Origin of the sequence: Pseudomonas sp. PH1b (assembly GCF_000633395.1) — a bacterium.
Classification (GTDB): Bacteria; Pseudomonadota; Gammaproteobacteria; order Pseudomonadales; family Pseudomonadaceae; genus Aquipseudomonas.
This window is the reverse complement of record NZ_AYMU01000011.1, coordinates 135,846-159,044: the sequence shown is the minus strand read 5'-3', so window position 1 is coordinate 159,044 and position 23,199 is coordinate 135,846. Positions and strand designations below refer to the sequence as shown.

The following is a 23,199-nucleotide window of genomic DNA, read 5'->3' as shown; positions in this document are numbered from 1 at the left end:
TGCACAGTACTGCGCAACTTCTTGCGCACTCCTCTGTACCGCCCCGCTCATCTCGCTTACAGCCCGGTGCCCACAGGCTTATCCACAATTGAGTGCGCAACTTCTTGCGCATCAAGGCCAAAAGCCATCAAGGGCAATTCGCGCCCTGAACCTGGCAAATAAGACAGCAATACTGCCCCGCTCGCGGACTATCTCGTGCACCGCGACCACCAGCGCGACATCCAGGACGGCGACACCCCCATTGCCTCCCGCAGTGCCTGCAGGCCGCCGCTACGCTCCTGCACATTGAAGGCCAACGCCGACCGCAGGGCGGGCCAGCAATGCCCGGGAAGGTGCTTGGGTGCCTGCAATGTGCGCTGCAGGCGCTCGTCACGCGCCTGGGTCGATGGCAAGCCACGGTAAGGATGCTTGCCACAGGCCAGTTCAAAGATCACGCAAGCGACGGCGTACAGATCGGCAGCGGCCGACAAGGCCCCACCCTCCAGCAATTCGGGGGCAGCGTAGCCAGGCGTCCAGGCATTGAAGCGACTGCGGCTCAAGTGCGGCAGGCCGGGCAAGACACCGGCCACAGCCTGACCCAGGCCGAAATCGAACAGGCGTACGCCTTCTGCACCAAGCATCACGTTGCTCGGTTTCAGGTCCCCGTGCAGCACGCCGCACCCGTGGCTGTAGGCCAGGGCGTCGAGCAGCGGCACGGCCACTTCCTGCAAGGCTTGCCACGGCAGGCCCGTCGGATGCTGGCAAAGCAGCTTGTCCAGCGTCAGCCCCCGCATCAGCTCCATGGGGCAAACTCTTCGCTCAGCACCTTGAGGGCGATGTAGGGATCAGGGTCGCCAAACTGCTCATGCAGCAGGTCACGCGCGCGGTAAACCGTGCCCATGCCTCCAGCCCCGAGCAGCCGCTCAAGACGATAGCGCCCCGCCAGCAATACCGGTAGCGCGCCTACCGATGACGCTTGCACAGGCTTGGGCTTGGAACGCTTTTTCATCCGCCCTCGCCCCTTGCCCCTGTGCCGCGCCACGACGGGCGCAGCGGGTTGGGGTTTGATGAAGGCGAAGTAGGTCAGGTTGCCGGTCTCGGCGGCGCTGGTCGGAACAGGCTGCGGATCGGCTTTCATATCAGTCATTGGCGAATCACCACGGCCGTCAGGTTGTCTCTGGCGGCGCCGCACAGCGCCCCCTCAAACAGGCGTTCCAGGGCCACCCGCGGCGACGCAAGGCTCAAGGCCCTGCCCAGGGCATCCCCGGTAAGCCCCTGGTAAAGACCATCGCTACACAGCAGGAACACATCCCCGGCATAGACCTCGAACTCCAGTACATCCAGGGTCAACCGTTCGCTGGCTCCCACCGCGCGCGTCAGGGCGCTGGCATGCGGATGGGCGCTGGCCTGCTCAGGGCTCATCCGTTGCTCATCCACCAGTTGCTGCATCAGCGAGTGGTCCCTGGACAGTTGATACAGGCACTGCCCGCGCCACAGATAACAGCGGCTGTCACCCGCCCAGATGCAGGCGGCACGATTGCCCTGCAGCAACAACGCCACCACGGTACTGCCAACAATGCTGTCGTGCCGCCCAGCACTGACCGTCAGCTCCTGGCCGAGGCGCCGGTTGAGCCAGTGCAGGCATTGGCGCAAGTCATTGAGCCGCCCATCGAAGCTGTCATGCAGCGCCAACTCCGCCAGACTGGCGACAATCAGTTGGCTGGCAACATCACCGCGCTGATGACCGCCCATGCCATCGGCGACCACCCAGAGCCCGAGTTCCGGGCAATCGAGAAAGGCATCCTCGTTGCGCAGCCGCACCTTGCCCGGATCGGTTCGCGCGGCGCTGCGCCAGATTCCGGCAACCGCCATCAAAGCTGCGCCGGCATGCGAAATGACCGCAGCACACCCATGTCGAACGGATTCGGCGTGCGCTGGCTCAGCAGCAGATAGTTGGCACGCAAGCCACCCAGCTCGGCCTTGAGCACCAGCACATCGCGACCGCTCAGGTACTCGGTCTGCATCAGGTCGAGCAGGCGGAACAATGACCAGGGCCCGGTGTTTTTCTCGATACCGATCGGGCGGCCGGCCATCTTGTCCAATACCAGGCTGGCACGTCCCTCTTCAGCATCGGTGGGCCACTTGAAGGACATCGGCACAATAGGACCGTGGCGGTATTCCAGCTGGCGGTTGCCAAAGCGGAACTCGGCACGACTCACCGCCGGGTCGAGGGTGTAAGGCTCAAGCCGGAACTGCACCTGCGGCTCGGCCGGGTTCTCTGCGAAGAATCCCTGGTGAATCACTTGCGCGGCGACCATCTGCTCAAGGTAGGCCTTGTTGATCGGCAGACTTTGGCCGTCGATGCTGCGCAGGCGGTAGCTGCCAGGATCACCACTGACGAAAGGCCGTATGTAGGTGTCGAAGAAGCGGTCCGCGATGCCCTGAGCCTTGAAGAACTCGCGAAAATCGTTGACCGCCACATCGCTGGCGCTGTGGGCGTTGAAGGGATAGCGCTTGCTGATCGCCTTGGCGTAGAAGCCGTACAGCTCACTCTGGTATCGCTGGTTGAGGTACTGGTAGGAATCGTTGAGCACCAGGTGCCAGGAGTCCTCGGCCAGCGTGTTGAACCACAGACTCACCGGACGCGGCAGGCGCACCGAGGCATTGCGCAGGCTGCTCAGGGCATCGCGCTGGCCGCTCATGCGAGCCTTGGCCATGTCAAACGCGGCCTGATCAGGCTGGCTGGCCCGCGCCAGACTGGACAGTTGCAGCTGCAGGTCGTTGAGTGCCAGCAACGCCGGGGTCAGGTCCGCCGCCGGGCCGTTGTTGTCATCCAGCAAGCGGTGCAAGGGTTCGAAGCGACGTTGCAACGCCTTCTTTGCCGTATCCGGCAGGCTCTTGGCGAGGGCCTGCCGAGCCTTGCCCGCTGCGCCTGCCAGCCCCTCGCCCTGCACATCCCCCTGATCTGCCGCCTTGCCTGACTGCCCTGCCACCTCATCGGCAGCCTCGACAATGCTCTGAAAGCGGGTGTTCTCCCGTATCTCCACCAGCAATTGCAAGAGCGGCGAGTTGGCCGCAGTCAGACCGGCCAGTTGTTCGGCCCCATCACCGGCATCGTTGAACGGCGGCAGGCTGACCCGGCCCAAGGCTTCGCTCCAGTGGTTGGCATAGTCGCGAAAGTACAGTTGCTCCAACTCGACCATCAGCCGACGCAGATCCATGCCGCTGATTCCTGAGCCTTCGCCCAGCACCCAGTTGTCACGCAGGATATCGGTGACCAGCGCCGTGCCCTGGATCGAAAAATACTGCTGATAACCCTGCTGGGTATAAAAACCAGGGATCACATAGTCAGTGCCGGCAAACAGGCTGCCTTGTGGCCCCAAGTGCTGGCTCAGGCGATATTGCGCCAAGCTGCGAGCCTGTTCGCGCAGCACCCGGTAGACCACGTTGGCCAACGACTCACTGCGCAACACCTGACGGGCCTGGCTCACCAGTGCATCGTTGAGCGGATAACTGAACGGCAATTCGAGCAAGCGCTCGAAGTGCCCATTCAGGCCGTTCTGCAAGGCGCTGTTGCCGGCGTAACGGCTCGACCACTCTCGAGCCACCCAGTCCTTGAGCAAGGTCGGATCCCGGCGATCCTGCAGGTTCAGCATCAGGTAGGCGCGCAAGCTATTGAGCAGGCGCTCGCGATCACGCATGTTGGCCCGGACCTGCCCTTCGAGCATCTGCGCCACCCTGGGCAGCAGTTGCTCCTGCAACTCACGCTCATAGGCACGCAAGAGCACCGGGCGGCTGGCATCGCCTTGATACAGTCCGACCCGCTCATGCAACGGCGCCTCGCCCTGGGGCGCAAAGACCTGGGTGGCCGCAAAGCGGGTGTCGAGGGGTTTGAGCAGGGCCTGCGCGTCCTCCCGCGCACTCAGTGCCGCACGTTGTTCACTCCAGCTTTGCGCCAGAGAACGCAATTGCTCCAGGCGCCCCTGATTGGCTGAGAAACTCCCCGCCCACAGCATGCCAAACACCACCAAGGCCGCCAGAGCCCCCGCATACAGAGCGCGCTGGCCCCAGTGAATGCGGCGGCGCTCGCGCTGGTCCAGGCCGGCCAGGTCGGCCTCGGGAAAGATCACCCGGCTCAGCAGGTGATGAACAAAACGCGCGCGCCCGCTGCGCAGGGTCGGCAGGACCGCGGCCGACATGCCCAGGCTCGCGCCGATACCGGCTGTGTCTTGATCCAGCGCTTCGATCAGGTGCGGCGCACTGGTCAGGTAGAAGCCGCGCAACTGGCTGGCACGCTGATAGCGATTGCCGGTGAATGCCATGTCGACGAACAGGCACAGGCGCTCGCCGATCTGCCCCAGCTGGTGCGGGAAGTCGAGAATGCGCCCGCGACGCTGGGTGTCTCGCTCCTGGTGCATGCGCATGATCACCTGGCTGTTCAAGCGTCGCAGCAACTCCTCGAACTCCTGGCGAAGTACGGCCACATCGGTACCGCTTTGCTCCTTGCCAAAGCTGGCGCCGAGCACCTGGTCGCTTTCCTCGCGGCTCATCTGGTCGAAGAACTCGTCAAACCCCGGCAGTTGGTCAGCCTTACTGAGCACCAGGTAGATGGGGACATCGACATGCAATTGCTGATGAATATCCTGCAGGCGCCCCCGTACCTGGTGCGCCAGGGTGTCCAGCTGCTGTTCATCGACGCTCAGCAAGGCCTCCACCGGAATGGTCACCAGCACGCCATTGAGCGGGCGACCACGACGACGCTTGCGCAACAGACCCAGCAGGGTATTCCAGGCACTCGCATCGACTTCGGCGGCGCCTTGGCTCAGGTAGCGGCCGGCCGTGTCGATCAGCACGCCATGTTCGGCGAAGTACCAGTCGCAGTGCCGAGTGCCGCCGGTGTCGCGGGTCAGCTTGCGGCCCATTTTGTTGAGTGGAAACTCCAGGCCCGAAAAGTCCAGCAAACTGGTCTTGCCGCTGCCTTGTGGACCTAGCAGCAGGTACCAGGGCAGATCACTGCGCCAACGTTCGCTGCGACCGCGGTACAGGCTGGAAGTCTTGAGGGTGCGCAGCGCGTCCTTGAAGCGCTCATAGAGCTCTTTGTGCTCTTGGTCGATCAACTCGTCACGCTGCATGCGTGCTTGTCCGGCCTCGCTGTCCTCGATGGCCTTCTTGCGGACACCGGAGCGCCAGCTGACAAACACCATCGCCAGGCCCCACATCAGAAACAACGCGCTGATGGTCAGTAGGCGCGAAGTTGCACTGGCCCAGAACTTATGGTCGTTGACGGCCAGTAGCGGTCCGACGAACCACACCAGCAATGCCACACTCAGCACCAACAGCAGCGTCCAGACCCAGGTCTGGCGCAGCAAGGCGCCGGCTTTCTTGAAGAAGATATTCATCACACATCCCTGTCTTACTGCTGGGGCTGGACCACCACCGGGTCAAGCGGCTGATATGTCTGCAACACGGCGTCGCGCTGCTGGCCAAGCACCCAGGCGAAGCCCGAGTACATCACCACCAGGCACACCAGGGTGAACAGCGCAACCATCCACCCCGGCACGATGCGTACCAGGCTGCGACGCTGATCGCGGAGCCCTTCCCAATGAGGCGACAGTTCACGAGCCACATCACCACGCAGTTGGCGAATCTGCCGGTACAACGCGTCGCGAATACCCTCGAGTTCGAGCATGCCGCGGGGAATGACCCGGTACTTGCCCTCGAAACCCAGCGACAGACACAAGTACATCAGCTCCAGCATCGGCAGGTGCTTGACCGGGTTCTTCGACAGCCGATCCAGTAGCTGGAAGAACTTCTCGCCGCCGAAGGTTTCGTTGTGAAAGCTGCTGAGCAGGCTCATCTGCGACCACTCGCTCTCATTGCCCCAGGGGGTACTCACCACCGCCTCGTCAACAACGGTACACAGCACGTAGCGTGCGGCCATCACCTGGCTGCTGGGCGCACCGTCCTGCAGGGCCTGCACGTCGAACTGCTTGAGGCCGACGCCCAGGCGCGCATTGAGCGCGTGCAAGTCTTCGGCGGTGTCGCTGTGCTTGAGCCGCACCACTTCCGACAGCAGCCCGGACGCAGCCGCCACCAGCGCGTTGAGGCTGACGCTGAAGGACTGCGCGGGCCCCAGGCGGGCGGCATAGATCATCCGTTCCTCAAGCTGCTCGAAACGCGGAGGCTCGGCGAAGTCGGTCAGCGGGTTGTGTGCCGGGCCCTGCCCATGACGGTCGAGCAGCACGGTCTTGTCGTCCTGAGGGTGTTGCAGATCCTTGATCATGGCGGTCAGTTCCTGATGGCCCAGAATTTCAAATCAAGCTCGGCGAACTCACCCGAGACGTGGAAGGCGAACCCTCCGGAGCGCTCCAGTTGCGCCAAGTCCTCGGGACTGAGGTCGAGGATGAAATAGGTTTTATTGGAGTGGAACGGGATCTGTCGCGGAGCCACCGGCAAGGGTCGGACCTTGATCCCCGGCAGATGCAGGTTGACCAGTTGCCGAATGCTCTCCACCGGCCCGACCTTGAGGTGCGCCGGCAAGCGATGCCGCAGCTCTTCGGAGTCGCAGTTGGCGCTGGCCGCGAGCACGAACGAGGCCGACTCCAGCAGTTTGTGGTCATGCAGCGGCGACACCAGCACCCCGTACTGACGCGCTTGCAGCAGCAGCTCGATGGCGTGCTGCTCGAGCACCATCGACAGCACCTGGCGAATGGCGTCCATCAATGTGCGGAAGCTCGCCCCCTGGTCGCTGTGCTGATAGCGGCTGTCCAGCCGCGGGCGCTTGCTGTCACTGGCGAAAGTCGCCAGTTCCCCGAGCATGACCAGCAGCGAGCGATACAGCTCCTCCGGATGGACATGCTCAAGGTCCAGGTAATGGCGCAGCAGCAGTTCGGTACGGTTGATCAACTGCAGCATCATGAAGTCACCTACCTCGGCGCCAGCGACCTTGCCGTTGGAGCGAATCCGCTCGGCGATGGTGTCTCCCCGATGACTGAGCATGCTGATGATTTCCTTCAGGCACGAGAGCAGATAGGCGCTGGCATGGGTGTGCAGGAAGGTCGGCACGAAATCCGCATCGAGGCTGATCACCCCATCGGAGGTGGCATCCAGCACTTCACAGATTTTCAACTTCACATAGGCTTGCCCGCTCTGCTGCTCGCCCAGGAGCAGACGGAAGTCCGGCCGAGCACAGCTGAGCTGGCTGCTGGAATCGTCACCGGCGTTGGAGTCGGCGACTTGCGCCTCGTACACGGTATAGCGCGCCAGCACATCGGACTGTTCCGGGCGTCGTGACTCGATGTGGTTGCCGGTGACCAGCGGCAAGGCCAGGTAGACCGGCGTGCTCCCCGTATTGGGCGGTACATCAAGAGCCAGGGGCTCGGTGTCGTCCCCCAGCTCGAACAGGCTGCCATCGGGCAAGATGCCGGAGGCCCGACTGATCACCAGCTTGCCCATGTTGAGAAACTGCAGATCGATCTCCAGCGCGAGAAATCCCCAACTGTAACTACCCAGCAACCGGGTACGGGTTTTCATCTGGTAGTCGTAATAACGATCGTTGTGCTGGAAATGCTGAGGCCGCAGCAACATGCCTTCCTGCCAAATGATTTTATCCACGTTCATGAGTTGTCATCCGCCCGGGTGAAAGCATCGTTGCTGTTGCGGATGCCAGACTGGTCGAGGATCAAACCGACCTCGGTCACCTCCTCCGGGGTGAGCTGCACCACATAGCGCCACTGGCTTTCCGGCAGATCGCGATAGGCCGCCAGCACGCCGACGAAGCGGCTGCCCTCCTCAACACGCAACTTGAACTCGAGGCTTTCGCCCGGGCGCAACTCCAGCTCTTCACTGGCCACCAGGTCCGGGGCCAGGGATTCTCTGGCGCGCTCGTAGAGGCTGAAAAAATCGGCGTTCTCGAACGCCACCGGGTGCTTGAGCTCCATCAGCCGCACCACGATAGGCGACGGGCGCCCATTGAGATCGGGGTTGAGCCGATCACTGGCGCTCAACTTCAGGTTCAGCTTGGTCAGGGTCGAATACGGCGACATCGATGCGCAGCCAGTCAGCAGCGCCAGGGCCATGAGCACCGTCAGGGCCTGGCGGAATCGGTGGGTACGGCGAGTCATGCAAGTCATCCTTGATCATCGAGGTGGAGGGTACAGATCAGGCGAACCTGCTCTTCATAGGCCTGAGCGAAATCCCGCGCCAGCAGGCGCTCGCTCCAGTCATCGTCCTGGCACAGCGCCTGGTGATAGCGGCGATAAGCACGCCAGCGGCGACCGGAAGTCAGCAGCCAGGGTTGCGGGCCATCGCGTTCGAAACGCAGGGTCAGTTGTTGCGGCGAGAAGTGTTCGAGGGTGCTGCGCACTGCGGCGCGGCTGGCGCCCAGCAGCGCCACCTGATGCGCCTGAAGATCGCGGAATGCACGAGAGATCGCCTGTTCGGCGGACAGTTGCCCAGGCTTTTGCTCCAGCAGCAGGATGCCCAGTACCGCGTCGCAATCCACGGCGAACTTGAGCGGGTTCCGGGTGTTGCCCTGGGTCGTGGTGAGGGCCAGGCGCAGCTCGTTTTTCAGTTCGCTACGGGTGCGCAGGCTCTGCTGCAAACCACCAATGCTTTGCTTGAGCAGCGCCGCGACATTGACCGCCAAGGCCTCGCGCCGGTGGGTATCGAGGGCCTGGAGATCCATCCCCAGGGCCGCGCCGAAACGCGCCCAGAACGCCTCGCCCTGACACGCCGACGCCACGGGCTCCGGCGGCACCAGCGGCTCGGGTGGCGCCACCAGTTCCGGCACTAGCAGGTTTTCCCTGTCGATGCGGGCATAATCGGTTCGCTGCCCGGGCTCCTGCTGTGGCGCGTCGAGCACGCTCAGTTCGTCGAGCTCCGCGCCGCTGTACTCCTGCTGGTCCAATGCATTGAGCGGGTCGAGGTCAAAGAAGGCGTTATCCGGAATGATGCTGCCGGCCGCTTGTGGCCGACCCGCCTCGACGGCGAAGGCCTCCGGGGCTTGCACCAGCCGTGCACGGATCTCGAAATCCCCCAGCACGTAGACACTGCCCTGTTCAATACGCTGGGCCTCACCCTTGCGCAGACGCGCGCCACTGCCGCTGTCCTGGATCCCATTGCTGCTGGTGTCGGTCAGGAAAAACTGGCCATCCCGATAACTGACCAGCGCGTGATGGTTGGACAGATGGCGCTTGCGATCGGGAATCTGCCACGCACAACCCTCTCCCCGGCCGATGACCCCGCCGGCGCGCCTGAAGGTTTTGCTGCTCAAGTCTTCCGGCACGAACTGCTTGGCATTCAGCATTTCAAAAACCAGTTCCATGGTGCTGCTCCTTGCGTTCACTTGCCGCGATTGACCGCCTGCGGATCACCCAGCGGGCGATAGGTGTCGTCGTTGAATTTGTAATTGCCGCTGCAGGCGCCGAGCCCAACCAGAACCACCAGGGTCAATAGGACGGCTTGCCAGTGACGAACAGACATCAGTAGGTCTCCATAGGTAGACAGTGCACAAAACGCCCTTCCTTGCAGGCGCGCCGAGCAGGACGAAAAAGCGGCCAGGGCGCCATGCCTCGCTAGGACTCGAAGGCGCCAAGATTGATATTCAACCGCCCCAGGCGGTACAGCAGGGTGCGACGGGGCAAACCCAGCTCGCGGGCCGCCAGGGTCTGATTGCCGTCGTTCTTGCGCAGGCAATCGATTAGCAGCTGGCGCTCGACCCTCTCCAGTTGCTCGCGCAGGTTCAGGCCCACCTCTTCGGGCATGGTTTCAGTGTTCAGGGAGAAGTGCTCGGCCAGCAGCTCAGTGCCTTCACAGAGCAGCACCGCACGCTCCACCAGCCCCTTGAGCTCACGCACGTTGCCCGGAAAGGCGTAGCCGGACAGATGATTGAGGGCCGTTGCCGACCAGCTCACCGGCTCCCGTTGCAGAAAGGAACAGGCCTTGTCGGCAAAATGCCGAGCCAGGTCGAGAATGTCGCCCTCGCGCAGGCGCAATGCCGGCAACTCGATCGGGAACTGAGCCAGGCGGTAGTACAGGTCCTCGCGGAACAGGCCCTCGCCCACCAGCGCCGCCAGATCGCGGTGGGTGGCAGCGATGATGCGTACATCGATGGTATGGGTGTCATTGGAGCCCAGCGGACGGATCTCGCCGTCCTGCAGCACCCGCAGCAATTTGGCCTGCAGTGACAGCGGCATGTCGCCGATTTCGTCCAGCAACAGGGTGCCGCCATTGGCCGCGTCGAACAGCCCGGGGCGATCGCGATCGGCGCCGGTGAAAGCGCCCCTGCGATAACCGAACAACTCACTCTCCAGCAGGTTTTCCGGGAACGCTGCGCAGTTCTGCACCACAAATGCCTGGGAGCGACGCGGACCGTAATCATGAATGGCGCGCGCCACCACTTCCTTACCGGTGCCGGTTTCGCCACGCAGCAACACGGTGTAAGGGCTGTGCAGTACCTTGCTGATCAATTGGTAGGTCTGGCGCATCACCGCACTGGTACCGATCAGGCCATAACCGCTGGTGATGACCTCGGGATAAAGGGGCGGCGTCTGCTCGCCCGCGGGGAGGCGCAAACGCTGCAGCAGCGCCCATTGCCCAAGGACAAACGACCCCAGCTGAGCCAGCGACTGAGCAAGGGCCTGGAGGTCTTCCTGTTGCGCGCTGGCACACAGCAGCAAGCCTTCGACAGCCTTGCGCGAGTTGACCAGCGGTACGCATAACAGCGACTGCCACGCGGCGCTGCGCACCGGCAGGAAGCTGGTGTCGTGGAGGCTGTGGTTCAAGCCCACCAGGCTCACCACCCGGTTCTGGCACAGGGCAAACTGCAGCAACTGCTCACCGCTGTAATCGCTCGGCAGATTGATCACTTCCCGCGGTTGCAAAAAGCCGTCGAGGCATTCGGCGCGCAGTTGCAGGCAGCTATGGGTGGCATCGAGCAGGTACAGCTGACTGAGTTCGCAACCACTGAGCTGCGCGGCCCCCCGCACAAAGTCTTCAAGCAGCGCAGGGCCTTCCGACGCCCGGGACAGGCCGGAAAATTGCGCCAGCAGTGCCTCTGCATAAGCCAGTGGCTGCGGCACACGGGTGAACATGATGCCCACCTCAGGCGAACTCACAGGCCACGCCACCGCTGCTATCCAGCGTTGCATACACCCGTTTGAGGTTCTCGCCGGTGGCCATGGCCGCCAGCAGGCGGTCAGCCACCAATGGCAGCACGTGCAGATCAAGCAGGTGGTCGATCAGCCGCGCACCGCTGTCGCTCTGGGTGCAGCGTTCGGCCAAATGATCGACCAGCCCCTGGCAGTGGCTGAAATCCAGCTGCCGAGCGTTCAGCCGCTCACCCAGCCGCCCCAGCTTGATTTCGATCAGTTCGCGCAGCACCGGGCCGCTCACCGGGTAGTAAGGCACCACGCGCATGCGTGCCAGCAGCGCCGGTTTGAAATGCTTGTTCAGTACTGGACGGATCGTCTGTTCCAGAGTGTCGACGCCTGGCCGCTCGCCGTGCTCACACAGCGCACTGATCTGCTCGCTGCCCAGGTTCGAGGTCATCAGTATCAGCGTGTTGCGAAAATCGATCTCACGCCCTTCGCCATCGTTGGCCACGCCCTTGTCGAAGATCTGATAGAACAGGTTGAGCACATCCGGATCGGCTTTCTCGACCTCATCGAGCAGCACCACAGAATAGGGTTTTTGCCGCACTGCTTCGGTGAGCATGCCGCCTTCGCCATAACCGACATAACCCGGTGGCGCGCCGATCAAGCGCGATACGGTGTGTTTCTCCTGGAACTCGGACATGTTGATGGTGGTGATAAAGCGCTCACCGCCATACAGCAGGTCTGCCAGGGCCAGGGCGGTTTCGGTCTTGCCCACACCGCTGGGGCCCACCAGGAGAAATACCCCGACCGGCGCATCCGGTTTGTTCAGGCCTGCGGCTACGGCACGCATGGAGCGATCCAGAACCTGCACTGCCTGGTCCTGACCGCGAATACGGGCACTCAAGTCAGTGGCAAAACTCGCCACCTTGGCGTTGTGCTCACGGGCCAGTTGCGCCAGCGGTACACCGGTCCAAGCACTGATGACTTCCGCCACTAGGCGTGGACATACCTCGAAACTGACCAGCCGCTCCCGAATTTGCGCGTTGCTCAGAGCACAAAGAGTATCGTTGAGCGCCGACTCCAACTCCATGATGCCAGGGCCGGCTTGCACATCAATCTCCCCGATTGCATCCGGCGAGCCTTCGCTCTCCTGTGTCGAGCGCCCGGTGCTAGCGTCACGGGCTCTGGCCAATTGCACCCGCAACTGCAGCAGGCGTTCGGCCAATGTGCGTTGCTCGCTCCAGAGTGTTTCCAGGGCCTGCTGTTGCTCAGCGGCCTCGGCCAGCTGCATTTCCAGACGGTCCAGGGCTTCCTGGTCGATCTGCAACCCGGCTTCGGCATCGCGCCGCAGAGCCTGGCACTGACGCCGTCCTTCAGCCCCCTCGCCACGCAGACGCTCCAGACGCTCAGGGGCCGCCGCAAGGCTGATGCGAACCCGGGCACAGGCGGTGTCAAGGACATCGACAGCCTTGTCCGGTAACTGGCGTCCGGCGAGGTAGCGGGCTGATAGCTCGGCGGCGGCCACGACGGCGTCATCACGCAGGTAGATACCGTGGCTCTCTTCATAGACCTGGGCCAGGCCTCGCAGAATGGTCACCGCCTCGGCAACGGTGGGTTCGTGCAATTGCACGGGTTGGAAACGACGGGCCAGGGCCGGATCTTTCTCGAAGTATTTCTTGTATTCGGTCCAGGTGGTGGCAGCAATGGTGCGTAGCTCACCGCGGGCCAGGGCCGGCTTGAGCAGGTTGGCCGCATCGGAACCACCGACATTGCCACCGGCACCGATCAGGGTGTGGGCCTCATCGATGAACAGGATAATCGGCCTGGGCGAGGCCTTGACCTCGTCGATCACCCCTTTCAGGCGGCGCTCGAACTCGCCTTTGACGCTGGCGCCCGCCTGCAACAGCCCCATGTCCAGCGAGAGCAGCTCGATGTCCTTGAGTACCGGCGGTACTTCACCGGTGGCGATGCGCGAGGCCAGGCCTTCGACGATGGCGGTTTTCCCGACGCCGGCCTCACCGACCACGATCGGGTTGTTCTTGCGGCGACGGGCGAGGATGTCGATCATCTGCCGGATCGCAGCATCGCGACACAGCACCGGGTCGAGTTGGCCATCTCGTGCCTGTTGGGTGAGGTTATGGGTGAAACGCTGCAACAGCGACTCCCCCGCTGCCGCCGGATTGCCGCCGGAGCTTGGGTCCTGTTGCGACAGGGCAAAACCCTTCAGGCGTTCGATGTCCAGTTTCGCCAGCAACGGCAGGTAGCGACTGCCGGCATAACGCATAGGGTTGCGCAGCAAGGCCAGAATCAAGGCGGCCTGCTCGACCTGGCTTTGACCCAGTTCAAGATTGGCCACCAGTAATGCGTCTTGCAGCCACTGCACCAACTCCGGTGCGAACACGGGGCTGCGCGAGCCACTGTCGCCGACTCTCGACTGCAGTGCCTCGATCAACTCGCCAGCATCGACCCCGGCGTCCTGCAATGCCCGGGCGAGCAGCCCCTGGGAGCGCTCCAGCAAGCTCAGCAGCAGGTCTTCGACAAGCACCTTGTTGCCACCACGGGCGACACAGCGCTCGGCAGAAAGCTCCAGGTCACGACGGGTTGCAGCGTCCAGTGCCTGGATAAGTTGTTGCAGGTCTAGGTTGATCATGCTCATCCGTCCTTAATGAATTTTGCTGCCCAGGGTCACCACGCCGTCGGCCTTTTCGCAGCCGAGCCAACTGGTCCACCCCAGGCGACAGGTGTTCTGCTCACCAATGCACAGCTCGCGAATTTCCTCCTGGCGCAGCACCAGGCGAATGTCGTAGTCCAGCGGGTCGCGCAGGGTGAATCGGACCAGGGCGCACAGCGGTTGGTAACCGAAACCGATCGGCAGGAACTCGTGGAAACGCTGCCAGTCGAGCTGAGTGATATGAATGCGAAACTTGCCGCTGCGGTCGCGTACCCGCTCGCCCAGCACCAGGTCTTCGCCCAGCAGGCTGTTGGCCCAGCCCAGGCGATTGCGCTGCTCGTCGAGGATCTCCACCCGACGCTCGATGCACTGCTCGATCACCAGGTCTGCGTGTTTGAAGTAGTAGCGCAGCACCGCCTCGATCAAGGCTGCCGAGTGGGCGCGCAAGCTGAGCAATCCGAGATACGGCAGCAAGCGTTTCCAATTCAGTTCCCTGGCCTTGCGGATGTCTTCGCCGCCGAGGCCGATCAAGGCAAACAACTGAGCTGAAAACGGGTCCAGGGCACCGCTCTTGAAGCTGGCGCGGTAGCGATATTTACGCCAGATCGGCAGCATCAGGCGCTGCAGGCGATGATGGAACAGATCGAGGAAGTTGCGCGTAGGGTTGCCCTCTTCGCTATCACCCAAGGCCTGCTCGCCATAGAACGCCGGCAAGGGCGAGCCCGCGCCGAACAACCCGCTCAGGTTGAAACGCAAACGCGCACGCAGCTGACCGCACTCGTCGAAAAACTCCACGCGATCGACATCGCTGCCAGGGAAACCCAGGCTCGGATTGGCCTGGAACTCCAGCTGATCGTAGAGTTCCTCTTCGCTCAGGTGCGGGTGGGCATCGCGCAAGCGATCGACGACCAACAGTACGGCCTGGAACAGCGAGTACTCTCGTATTACCGTGCTCAGTCTGCTTAAAGCAGGGGCTGCAGCCCCATGCGTGGTGCCCATTTGTACACCTCTCCCTGTGTACTTTTTACCCGCAGCTCGTGGTAGGAGTTGAGACTGGCGTAAAGAGCAAAAAACTCGTTAAGAACCGACGCGAAAACGAACAGGTCGCCTTCACCGATATAGCCTTGGGGATCGATACTCAGCTCGGTGCGCAACCCGCGCAGCGGCAAACCTCGGTGCAGGCGATCGACGTGCTCGTGGCGGATCGATTTGAGCCCGCCCAGCAAACGCTTGCTGACCTTCTCCAGATGCTGGTCGTAGTAGCGTGGCAAGTCGTAGGTTTCGAGGATCACCTTCAACGCATCGACGTTGGCCAGCGACAGGTAGTTGAGCGACATGTTGCTGATGAGCTTCCACAAAAAATCGCGGTTCAACGGCGGTGCGTAGCTGGAGGTGACCGGTGTGATATTGCGAAAGCTGAGGAACTCCGGGGTTTGCTCGCACAACTGGTTGATGTCGCCAAGCTTGAGCCGGCGTGGCAGGTTCTGGTTGGTGCACATCAGCTCGATCGACAGGGTTTCCTGGGCATCGGTATGGCGGATACCGAAGCTCAGGTAGGTGTCGAGACCATCGTGCAGCAACGATGAGCGCTGGCGGATGCTGTAGTGCGGACGGCTGTGCGGCACGTCGAAACTCGGATCATGCTCGAACGACTCGAAGGGCACATACGTCTGATAACCCAGGCCGCCCGGCCTCCAGCCGGTGACGCTTTCAATGGAGAACACGCCGCAATGTTCCAGGTCGTACTTGGCTGGTAGCAACAGGTACTCGTCCTGCTTGCCATCGAGACGAATCGGCAGGGCATCGTGCTTGAACAGATTGACGATAGGTGTGCAGTAGAGCTTGACGTTGTCCAGGGTCGGACGCAGGCGCTGTACCCCACTGTTGCGAATATCGAAGCGCAACTCCAGGCCGCGCATGCGCTGGAGAACGTCTCGCGGCAACCGCTGCAGCAGATCCAGGCCGCCCAGATCGACGAACAGGAACTTGTCCTGGAACGCAAAATACTCCTGCAGATAGCGATAACCGCGGAAGGTATTCAGCGGGTACGGGATCAACGCCTCTTCCTCAGCAAAGCCCACAGGCTGCACACGACTGCCCGGTATCTTGAAGGACATCCCGGAGCCGTTGGCCCCGGCGACCGGCTCGCCGCCCTCCCCCAATGGCACCAGCTCAATGCCCTCAAGGTTGCGCAACAGGCTGAGGTAAAGCATCTGACTGATGTAGCGCTCACCGGCCAGGTGCAGGCGCAGACGCTCCAGGTTCAGTTCACCGATATGACCGTCGCAACTCATTTCCAGACGCAGGCTCAACAGCGCACCGTCGCCCTTGACCGAATAACTCAATGCTGTCAGGTCGAGAGGCAGCACCTCAGTCGGATAGCAGGTGCGAAAACGACAGCAGACATCATCGATGGGCTTGCTCTCTACCGGCGTATCTCGCGGTATTTGCTGGGCCGGCCCGGACTGCTGCAAGGGATCGAACTGCAAGATGCTGAACGCCGGCAATGGCCGCATGTAGTTCGGCCACAGCAGATGCATCAACGAGTGGCTCAGCTCAGGCAACTCGTCATCGAGCTTCTGGCGCAGACGCCCCGTCAGGAACGCAAAGCCCTCAAGCAGGCGCTCCACATCCGGATCGCGTCCGGCCTGCCCGAGAAAGGGCGCCAAGGCCGGACTGCGCTCGGCGAAACGCCGGCCCAGCTGGCGCAGCGCAGTGAGCTCGCTTTGGTAATAGTGGTTAAAGGACATGGGCTGATTGCCTGATAGTAGGAGTCATGGGTGATTTCGCTGGAACGCAGCGGCCAGTGCCCAGGCCGCGTCACGCCACTCGCCAGTGACCCCTGCCGTGTTCACGCCGCGAACGGTAGGTCCAACAAAGGTCTTGGGTCGGGCCGCCAAAAGGCCGACCGGCACAGACTGCGGGGTTGCCTGTCATCGTCATTTCCTCAACTGACCCTGACCTGTCCGCTGCCATCCAGGCAGGCGCCGAAGCTGACCTGGCGCTTGATCCCTTCCACCTCAAGCAAGCCTTCAATGCGAAAGGCCAGCTTGAGCGGATCATGATCACGCGGCAGGGAAACGACACACACCTGACTGAGCCGCGGCTCGTAGGCTTCGATGAAATGCTCGATGGCCTGACGGGCCTGGCTCAGGGCATCGTGCAAGCTCAAGCGCATGTCGTTGAGATCGGGTAACCCGTAGTCGGACAGCGTTTGCACGCTCCCCGCACGGGTGCTGAGCATCTTGCCCAGATGGGCCGCCACCGATGCCATCGCGCAGGTCTCGCGGCTCCAGCCAACACGCTGGTCGGTCTCTGCGCTCAGGCGTTCAAAAAGGCTGCCGTATCTGTTCATGACCTGGCTCCCGACTACTCTTTGTCCAGCTTGCCAACCAGGGAAAGGGTGAAGTCGGCCCCCATGTACTTGAAGTGCGGGCGCACGTTCAGACTGACGCGATACCAGCCCGGCTCGCCTTCCACATCGCTGACGATGATCTGCGCGGCACGCAGTGGACGACGGCCACGGACTTCAGCACTCGGGTTTTCCTGGTCCGCCACGTACTGGCGGATCCATTTATTGAGTTCAAGTTCAAGGTCGGTACGTTCCTTCCATGAACCCAGCTGCTCGCGCTGCAGCACTTTCAGGTAATGGGCCAGGCGGTTGACGATCATCATGTAGGGTAACTGGGTGCCGAGCTTGTAGTTCAGCTCGGCGGTCTTGCCTTCGGCACTGATGCCAAAGAACTTCGGTTTCTGTACCGAGTTGGCAGAGAAGAACGCGGCGTTGTCACTGCCCTTGCGCATGGTCAGGGAGATGAAGCCCTCCTCGGCCAGTTCGTACTCGCGGCGATCTGAAACCAGAACCTCGGTCGGGATCTTGGTTTCGATTTCCCCCATGCTTTCGAAGTGGTGCAACGGCAGGTCCTCCACCGCGCCACCGCTCTGTGGACCGATGATGTTCGGGCACCAGCGGAACTTGGCGAAGCTATCGGTGAGCTTGGTGCCGAATGCATAGGCGGTGTTGCCCCACAGATAGTGCTCGTGGTCGTTGGCAACGGTTTCTTTGTAGACGAAGGACTTGACCGGGTTTTCCTGCGGATCATAGGGATTGCGCAGCAGGAAACGCGGCAGGGTCAGAGCAATGTAGCGAGAGTCTTCGGATTGGCGGAAGCTCTGCCACTTGGCAAATTGCGGGCCTTCGAAATGATCCTTCAGATCCTTCAGGTCCGGCAGGCCGGTGAAGCTCTCCAGGCCAAAGAAGTTCGGGCCTGCAGCCGCCACGAACGGCGCATGGGACATGCAGGCAACGCTGGATACGTACTGCATCAACTTGACGTCGGGGGAGCTGGGCGACATGAAGTAGTTGGCGATGATCGCACCTACCGGCTGGCCACCGAACTGACCGTATTCAGCGGTATAGATGTGTTTGTACAGGCCTGCCTGCATCACTTCCGGCGAATCTTCGAAGTCGTCCAGCAGGTCCTGCTTGGAGACGTTGAGGATTTCTATCTTGATGTTTTCACGGAAGTTGGTGCGCTCCACCAGCAGTTGCAGGCCCCGCCAGGCGGACTCCAGCGACTGGAAGGCGGCGTGGTGAAGAATCTCATCCATCTGCTGGCTGAGCTTGGCGTCGATCTCGGCGATCATCCGATCGACCATAGCCTTCTTGACCGGCTCACCGCTGTTCTGCGGCTTGAGCAATTCCTCGATGAAGGCCGACACGCCACGCTTGGCGATGTCGTAGGCTTCGTCGTTCGGCGTCAGGCGGGTTTCGGCGATGATGCCGTCGAGAATGCTGTACTCGCTGCTCTCATTGCTTTGCTGTTGTGCGGCACGGGTAGTCATGTGTATGGGCTTCCTTGTCTGATGGGGTCAGGCGTCTTGGACGGCGGCGTTCAGGCCCAGCTCACCGAGCACACGCACCCGGGATTCATCGTCGGCGAGCACGCCTTCGATGGCTTTGCGAAACGCCGGTGCGTTACCCAGCGGTCCCTTGAGCGCCACCAGGGCATCGCGCAGTTCCATCAGTTTCTTCAGCTCGGGCACCTGCTCTACCAGGCTGGCCGGGTTGAAGTCCTTCATCGAGCTGACCCGCAGACTGACGGCCAGCTCATCGGCGTCAGCGTCCTGCTGAAGGCGGTTGGGCACGCTCAGCGTCAGGCTCAATTCCTGTTTGGCTAACACTTCGTCGAAGGTCATCTTGTCGATACTGATCGGCTTGCGATCTTCTACCTTGCGTTCGTCCGGGCGCTGGGTGTAATCACCGATCGCCAATAGTTTCAGCGGCAGTTCGATCTCCTCCTGAGCGCCGCCGGTTGCGGGTTTGAAGGTGACGTTGATACGTTCCTTTGGGGCTACAGAGCCTTCTTTGGCCATGGGGTCTTTCCTTGCGTTGTCGGCCCTGGGGCCTATTCGAGTACCACCTCGAGGTCGAGATGACACAGCCTGCGATAAATCTCTTCCTTGCGTTCTCGCACTGCGTGGTTCTGCGGCAACAACTCACAGCAGTTATGCAGGAGGTGCAGCACTTCCAACGCAAGATCCGGCTCCCAGGCGTGCAGGCCTGAGTGCTGCAACTCTTGATCAAGGGTCTCGAGCTGGGTCTTGGCCAGCTCGTACTTCTTGGCGATGAAACACAGCCGCGCCAGGCTGAAATGCCAGAAGAACCTCACGCGACCGCCACGTGCGCTCTGCAAGCCCTGCTTGAGCACCTGCACGGCCGCCTTGAGGCCATCCTTGCGCAGGATCGGCAAAACCTCTTCCAGGGCTTCTTCCCAAACCGGCTGACTGGCGCTGGCTTCGACCTGACGAGGCGCACTGCTGGCGGACAGGTGGGGCATCACATGGGCGCTGATCCAGCTGCGGGTGGCCGGATCGGCGAAGGGCGTGCCGTCGTGAAAGCACAACTCGACCACCCCCGGCAGGCGCTGCAGCAAGAGTGCAAAATGAAACTCGACCTCACGCATGGCCTGATCGGCGTTCAACTCCTGCAGGCACTCCCAGACCAGACGCTGCCCGTCGAACCAAAAGGGTGCCCTGGCCAGGCTGGCTTCAAGCTCCAGCAACAGGTCAGCGAACTGACCGCTGGCGTAGCGTTGCTGGTAGCTCTTGAGCTTGTCTCCCGGCAGCCCGCGCAATGCCGTGACCTGTTCGGCGTTACGCTCTGGGACGGTATCGATGGGCAGCCACAGCATGGTGCGGTTCAAGCGCAGGGAACGCACATCGGTGGACTTTTGTCTGAGCCACCAGGCGCATAGCGGTCGAGCATGTTCCTGCAGTGCACGCAGGACCCTCTGCGCGTCCTTTTCGTTATCGATCAACGCCGCCGCCGAGAAAAGCTGGGTCGCGGCCTGCTTGACCTGCGCGACCACCGCACCCACGGCGCCGGCTTCCGGCTGATGCTCGACGGCACGCTGGATCATGCTCGACAGCCGCCGGCAGATGGGCAGCAGCAAGGGGGCATCATCGCCAAGATGCTGAGTCAGTACGGTATCGAGCTTTTCCAAATGCAGCAGCAACCGGCGAAACAGCGATAACTGCTCCTTGATCGCGATATTTTCGCTTAACGCCTGCTCCAGTCGGGGCACCAGCCAACTGATGGCGGCAGCACGGGTACGCAATTTATGGGGATGCACTTGGGCCCAGTGCTGCTCACACATGTACTGCAGAACGCCACAACCGGCCAGCAGCCCCGAGAAAGACTCACGCTGATACAGCGCCCAGGTGAGCCAGGCCGCCACCCGCAGATCCTTGGACTGGACGCGGAGCAGCGCCTCACTGTTTTCAAGCACTTTCAGCCAGTCGATCTGACCGCTTTCATGCATGGACTGGGCTTTGCCCAACTCGAGCTCAAGGGCTTCGTACTCACTTGAAAAACGAACATCCGGGCCCGCAAAACTCTCTTTGGAAATAGAGGCTTTGGCAATCTCAAGATAATGAGCAGAAAGTTTATTTGAGTAGTTCATCCATGACCTGTTTAGAGCTTTGCCACTGAACAAGCGGCCATTGCTTAAAAAATATACCCCCTAAGCCAGAGGTATTAATTTAAGAAAAATCCTAAAGTCACGAGAATAATTCCCAAACTAAATTTGTTGTCCCCAAAAACAGCCCGTCGCAGCAACCGTCCATGCCTTCATCACGATAACGAACTATCCAGAGCGCTATCACAGATATACAGGTTCGACACATCATGTTGCCCAAGGCAAAAAACTCGCAGCACTACAGATTCACTCAGCCACTGGCGCAACGTTTGAGGGCCTCTCCCCCCGCCCTCCAAGCCCGGCCGCAGCGTGAACCGCAGTTCAAAGTTATTTTCCGACCCACAGCCAAGCAGATTGAATTAGCTGACACTTATCAATCACATACATGAGTTACTTAGAAAACAGCCAGAACATTTAACATCCCACTGACAATGGAGCCGGCGCTGCAATTACTCTCCATACTGAACTCAACTCAGAAGTCTTCCATATACATTTTGGACTTTTCCCATATCAAGCAACTGCGAATGGAGTGCACCCTCTTTACGCCTGTGCGCCTTTCTGATTACGGACTCAAACTACATTCAAAGGCACAGGTGTATCTGAACACAGCACACAGGGAGGGAAATCAGGGTCCTCAACGGATTGGTTCCTCGGGGGATGGGCTCCCTGCATCGATTCGGCCGCACCCTGGTCGACAGCAACCCGGACCTGAGCCCTTCCCAGGCTCCAGAACCGCCCCATCTACCACTCAACTGGAACTGGCGGCATGACCCTCGCCCCGTTCCCGGCTCAACCTTGACTCGCTCGACCTGATACCAGGTGCGCTCAAGCAGCGACTCACATCCCCCCCTGTTGCCAGTGGCGAGTCCCTGGCGTCGCTCATCCACCTTGGTGGTCACCCACGTACCGTAGCCTCGCCCGGTTCGTCGACGCTGTGCAACTCGTTAAAAACAAGGATCAGGTCAGGTGCTTGAATGCATCGGACGTGGATACTTTGGACCAACATCTGACCGACGCGCTGGCTGGTATAGAGGACAAGCAGCTGGAGATTCATGCCCAGACAGCTCTGCGCGACGACACGATTTGTCGCCCGCCGATAGCAGAATGCAAAAAACACCAGGAGTCCGCTGTCATGAAGAACCTGTTTGCCGCCATCGGTTGTGTTGTGGTGCTGAAGAAGGCCTGGGAGCTGTACCGCGAGCATCAAGACTTGAGGCATTACAAACAAACCCACGCGCCCCAGAGTCACTGAGATGGCTGCGCCCCCCAACTTTGGTCCTGTGTCACGCTAGATAAGTAGCACTGCGCCATCATTTTTATTAGCATCGTAGCCAATCTGACGTCAGCCACCAGACGTCAGCGACTGATGCACAACAAGGTAGTTTCCATGTCTCAAGCGAAGGATACGCTGCTCAGGCTGTTCGCCCTGCTGCGCCTAATTCCTACCGAGCCGCAGCGTATCGCCAGCACCACACTGCTGGAAAAGCTGCATGACAAGGGTTTTTCCGTCACGCTGCGCTCCATCCAACGCGACCTCAACCGGCTCTCCCTGCCGTTCTCGTTGCAATGTGACGAGAGCGAATCACCTTTCCGCTGGAGCTTCACCCGTGACGCACCACTGAGGCTGGAGGACATGGACGCGCCGACCGCGCTCGCCCTCTGCCTGTCCGAAAGCCATTTGACAGCGTTGCTGCCACAAACGGTGCTCGACCAGCTCAGTCCGCAGTTTCGCCGAGCCCGGAATTTCCTCGGTGATGTGGGCCACAACGGCTTGGCGGACTGGGCGCGTCGCGTCCGCGCGATCCCCAACGGCAAAACCCTCTTGCCGGCTGCGATCGCTCCCGAGGTCTGGCGAGCAGTCTCGGGAAACCTGTTGGAACGTCGACAGATCGAGGTCGCCTACCGCAGCCGCAGCAAAGGTGGTGTGAAGCAACTGGTTCTGCACCCGGTCGGGCTAGTCTCCCGGCATGCCATTAGTTACCTGCTCGCATCGGTGGACGGCTATGACGACTTGCGCCAGTTCGCCCTGCACCGGATCCAGTCGATCCGCATGCTGGAAACCGCGGCCAGGGAGCAACCCGACTTCAACATCGACGACTACATCGCCAGAGGCCGCTTCAGCCAACGCCAGGGCGACGAGCGTGTTGAACTGGTCGCGGACATCCATCCCCAAATCGCCGAGTTGCTGAGCGAGACGCCGCTCAGTGAAGAGCAATCTCTAGACGACCTCCCCGACCAGGCCTGGAAACGCTTGTGCGCCTGGGTCCCTCTGGACCACGAGACCCTCTGGTGGATCTTTGGCCTCAACGAGAACATCCGCGTCCATGCACCTCAGGTCTGGGTCGATGAGATCCGTCAGCGCCTGAAATCAATGCAGCAGTTCTATCTGAACAAGGACGCGCCTGTCGTCACCGCCCCTACCCTCTCCGGCGTCGGCACTGCCGTCGCTCAGCACAACGTCTGAGGCTTTCTC

At 61.4% G+C, this 23,199-nt stretch carries 17 protein-coding genes and 1 pseudogene; 2 read left to right on the top strand and 16 right to left on the bottom strand.

All coding sequences use genetic code 11. From position 1 onward, the window contains the following. Positions 1–188: 188 nt before the first annotated feature. The 16 genes and pseudogenes from U873_RS34440 to tssA all read right to left on the bottom strand — a co-directional run bounded on the left by U873_RS34440 (position 189) and on the right by tssA (position 20,711). A pseudogene (locus tag U873_RS34440) lies at positions 189–1,126 on the bottom strand (serine/threonine-protein kinase). Continuing rightward, positions 1,123–1,851, bottom strand: a complete 729-nt coding sequence (locus tag U873_RS0119445) for a PP2C family serine/threonine-protein phosphatase (protein WP_025129827.1) — start codon at positions 1,849–1,851, stop codon at positions 1,123–1,125. Before U873_RS0119445 ends, U873_RS34440 begins: the two are co-directional and overlap by 4 nt. Beyond that, positions 1,851–5,378, bottom strand: coding sequence for a type VI secretion system membrane subunit TssM (gene tssM, locus U873_RS0119440; RefSeq protein WP_025129826.1), 3,528 nt, complete (start codon positions 5,376–5,378; stop codon positions 1,851–1,853). The genes U873_RS0119445 and tssM overlap by 1 nt, the downstream gene beginning before the upstream one ends. Before the next feature lie 14 nt (positions 5,379–5,392). Then, on the bottom strand, positions 5,393–6,262 hold the full coding sequence (gene icmH / locus U873_RS0119435; protein ID WP_025129825.1) for a type IVB secretion system protein IcmH/DotU: 870 nt from the start codon (positions 6,260–6,262) through the stop codon (positions 5,393–5,395). 5 nt (positions 6,263–6,267) lie between these two features. After that, a complete protein-coding gene (gene tssK, locus U873_RS0119430) occupies positions 6,268–7,599 on the bottom strand; it encodes a type VI secretion system baseplate subunit TssK (RefSeq protein ID WP_025129824.1) in 1,332 nt (443 codons plus the stop codon). Beyond that, complete coding sequence (tssJ, locus tag U873_RS0119425; protein WP_025129823.1) at positions 7,596–8,102, bottom strand: type VI secretion system lipoprotein TssJ; 507 nt, start codon at positions 8,100–8,102, stop codon at positions 7,596–7,598. Before tssJ ends, tssK begins: the two co-directional genes overlap by 4 nt. Before the next feature lie 5 nt (positions 8,103–8,107). After that, positions 8,108–9,304: a type VI secretion system-associated FHA domain protein TagH gene (gene tagH, locus U873_RS0119420; protein ID WP_025129822.1), complete on the bottom strand. Its 1,197-nt coding sequence runs from the start codon at positions 9,302–9,304 to the stop codon at positions 8,108–8,110. 17 nt (positions 9,305–9,321) lie between these two features. Continuing rightward, positions 9,322–9,462, bottom strand: coding sequence for a hypothetical protein (locus U873_RS0119415; protein WP_025129821.1), 141 nt, complete (start codon positions 9,460–9,462; stop codon positions 9,322–9,324). Positions 9,463–9,554: 92 nt separating this feature from the next. Beyond that, positions 9,555–11,072: a sigma-54-dependent Fis family transcriptional regulator gene (locus U873_RS0119410; protein WP_025129820.1), complete on the bottom strand. Its 1,518-nt coding sequence runs from the start codon at positions 11,070–11,072 to the stop codon at positions 9,555–9,557. A 10-nt stretch (positions 11,073–11,082) separates the two neighbouring features. After that, positions 11,083–13,731: a type VI secretion system ATPase TssH gene (gene tssH, locus U873_RS0119405; RefSeq protein ID WP_177330292.1), complete on the bottom strand. Its 2,649-nt coding sequence runs from the start codon at positions 13,729–13,731 to the stop codon at positions 11,083–11,085. A gap of 6 nt (positions 13,732–13,737) precedes the next feature. Next, positions 13,738–14,745 carry a type VI secretion system baseplate subunit TssG gene (tssG, locus tag U873_RS0119400; RefSeq protein WP_025129818.1) on the bottom strand — a complete coding sequence of 336 codons (1,008 nt, stop codon included), beginning with the start codon at positions 14,743–14,745 and terminating at the stop codon, positions 13,738–13,740. Further along, positions 14,709–16,496: a type VI secretion system baseplate subunit TssF gene (gene tssF / locus U873_RS0119395; protein WP_025129817.1), complete on the bottom strand. Its 1,788-nt coding sequence runs from the start codon at positions 16,494–16,496 to the stop codon at positions 14,709–14,711. The genes tssG and tssF overlap by 37 nt, the downstream gene beginning before the upstream one ends. Before the next feature lie 197 nt (positions 16,497–16,693). Beyond that, positions 16,694–17,101, bottom strand: coding sequence for a type VI secretion system baseplate subunit TssE (tssE, locus tag U873_RS0119390; RefSeq protein WP_025129816.1), 408 nt, complete (start codon positions 17,099–17,101; stop codon positions 16,694–16,696). Positions 17,102–17,115: 14 nt separating this feature from the next. Continuing rightward, entirely contained in the window at positions 17,116–18,591 is a 1,476-nt protein-coding gene (gene tssC / locus U873_RS0119385; protein ID WP_025129815.1) for a type VI secretion system contractile sheath large subunit, read from the bottom strand. A gap of 27 nt (positions 18,592–18,618) precedes the next feature. Further along, the gene (tssB, locus tag U873_RS0119380; RefSeq protein WP_025129814.1) at positions 18,619–19,122 is read right to left on the bottom strand and encodes a type VI secretion system contractile sheath small subunit; all 504 of its coding nucleotides are present in this window, start codon (positions 19,120–19,122) and stop codon (positions 18,619–18,621) included. Positions 19,123–19,154: 32 nt separating this feature from the next. After that, positions 19,155–20,711, bottom strand: coding sequence for a type VI secretion system protein TssA (tssA, locus tag U873_RS0119375; RefSeq protein WP_025129813.1), 1,557 nt, complete (start codon positions 20,709–20,711; stop codon positions 19,155–19,157). A gap of 985 nt (positions 20,712–21,696) precedes the next feature. Here tssA and U873_RS0119370 point away from each other — a divergent pair. Both U873_RS0119370 and U873_RS0119365 read left to right on the top strand, forming a co-directional pair. Beyond that, entirely contained in the window at positions 21,697–21,978 is a 282-nt protein-coding gene (locus tag U873_RS0119370) for a hypothetical protein (protein WP_025129812.1), read from the top strand. A 135-nt stretch (positions 21,979–22,113) separates the two neighbouring features. Further along, on the top strand, positions 22,114–23,190 hold the full coding sequence (locus U873_RS0119365) for a YafY family protein (protein ID WP_025129811.1): 1,077 nt from the start codon (positions 22,114–22,116) through the stop codon (positions 23,188–23,190). Positions 23,191–23,199 lie beyond the last annotated feature (9 nt).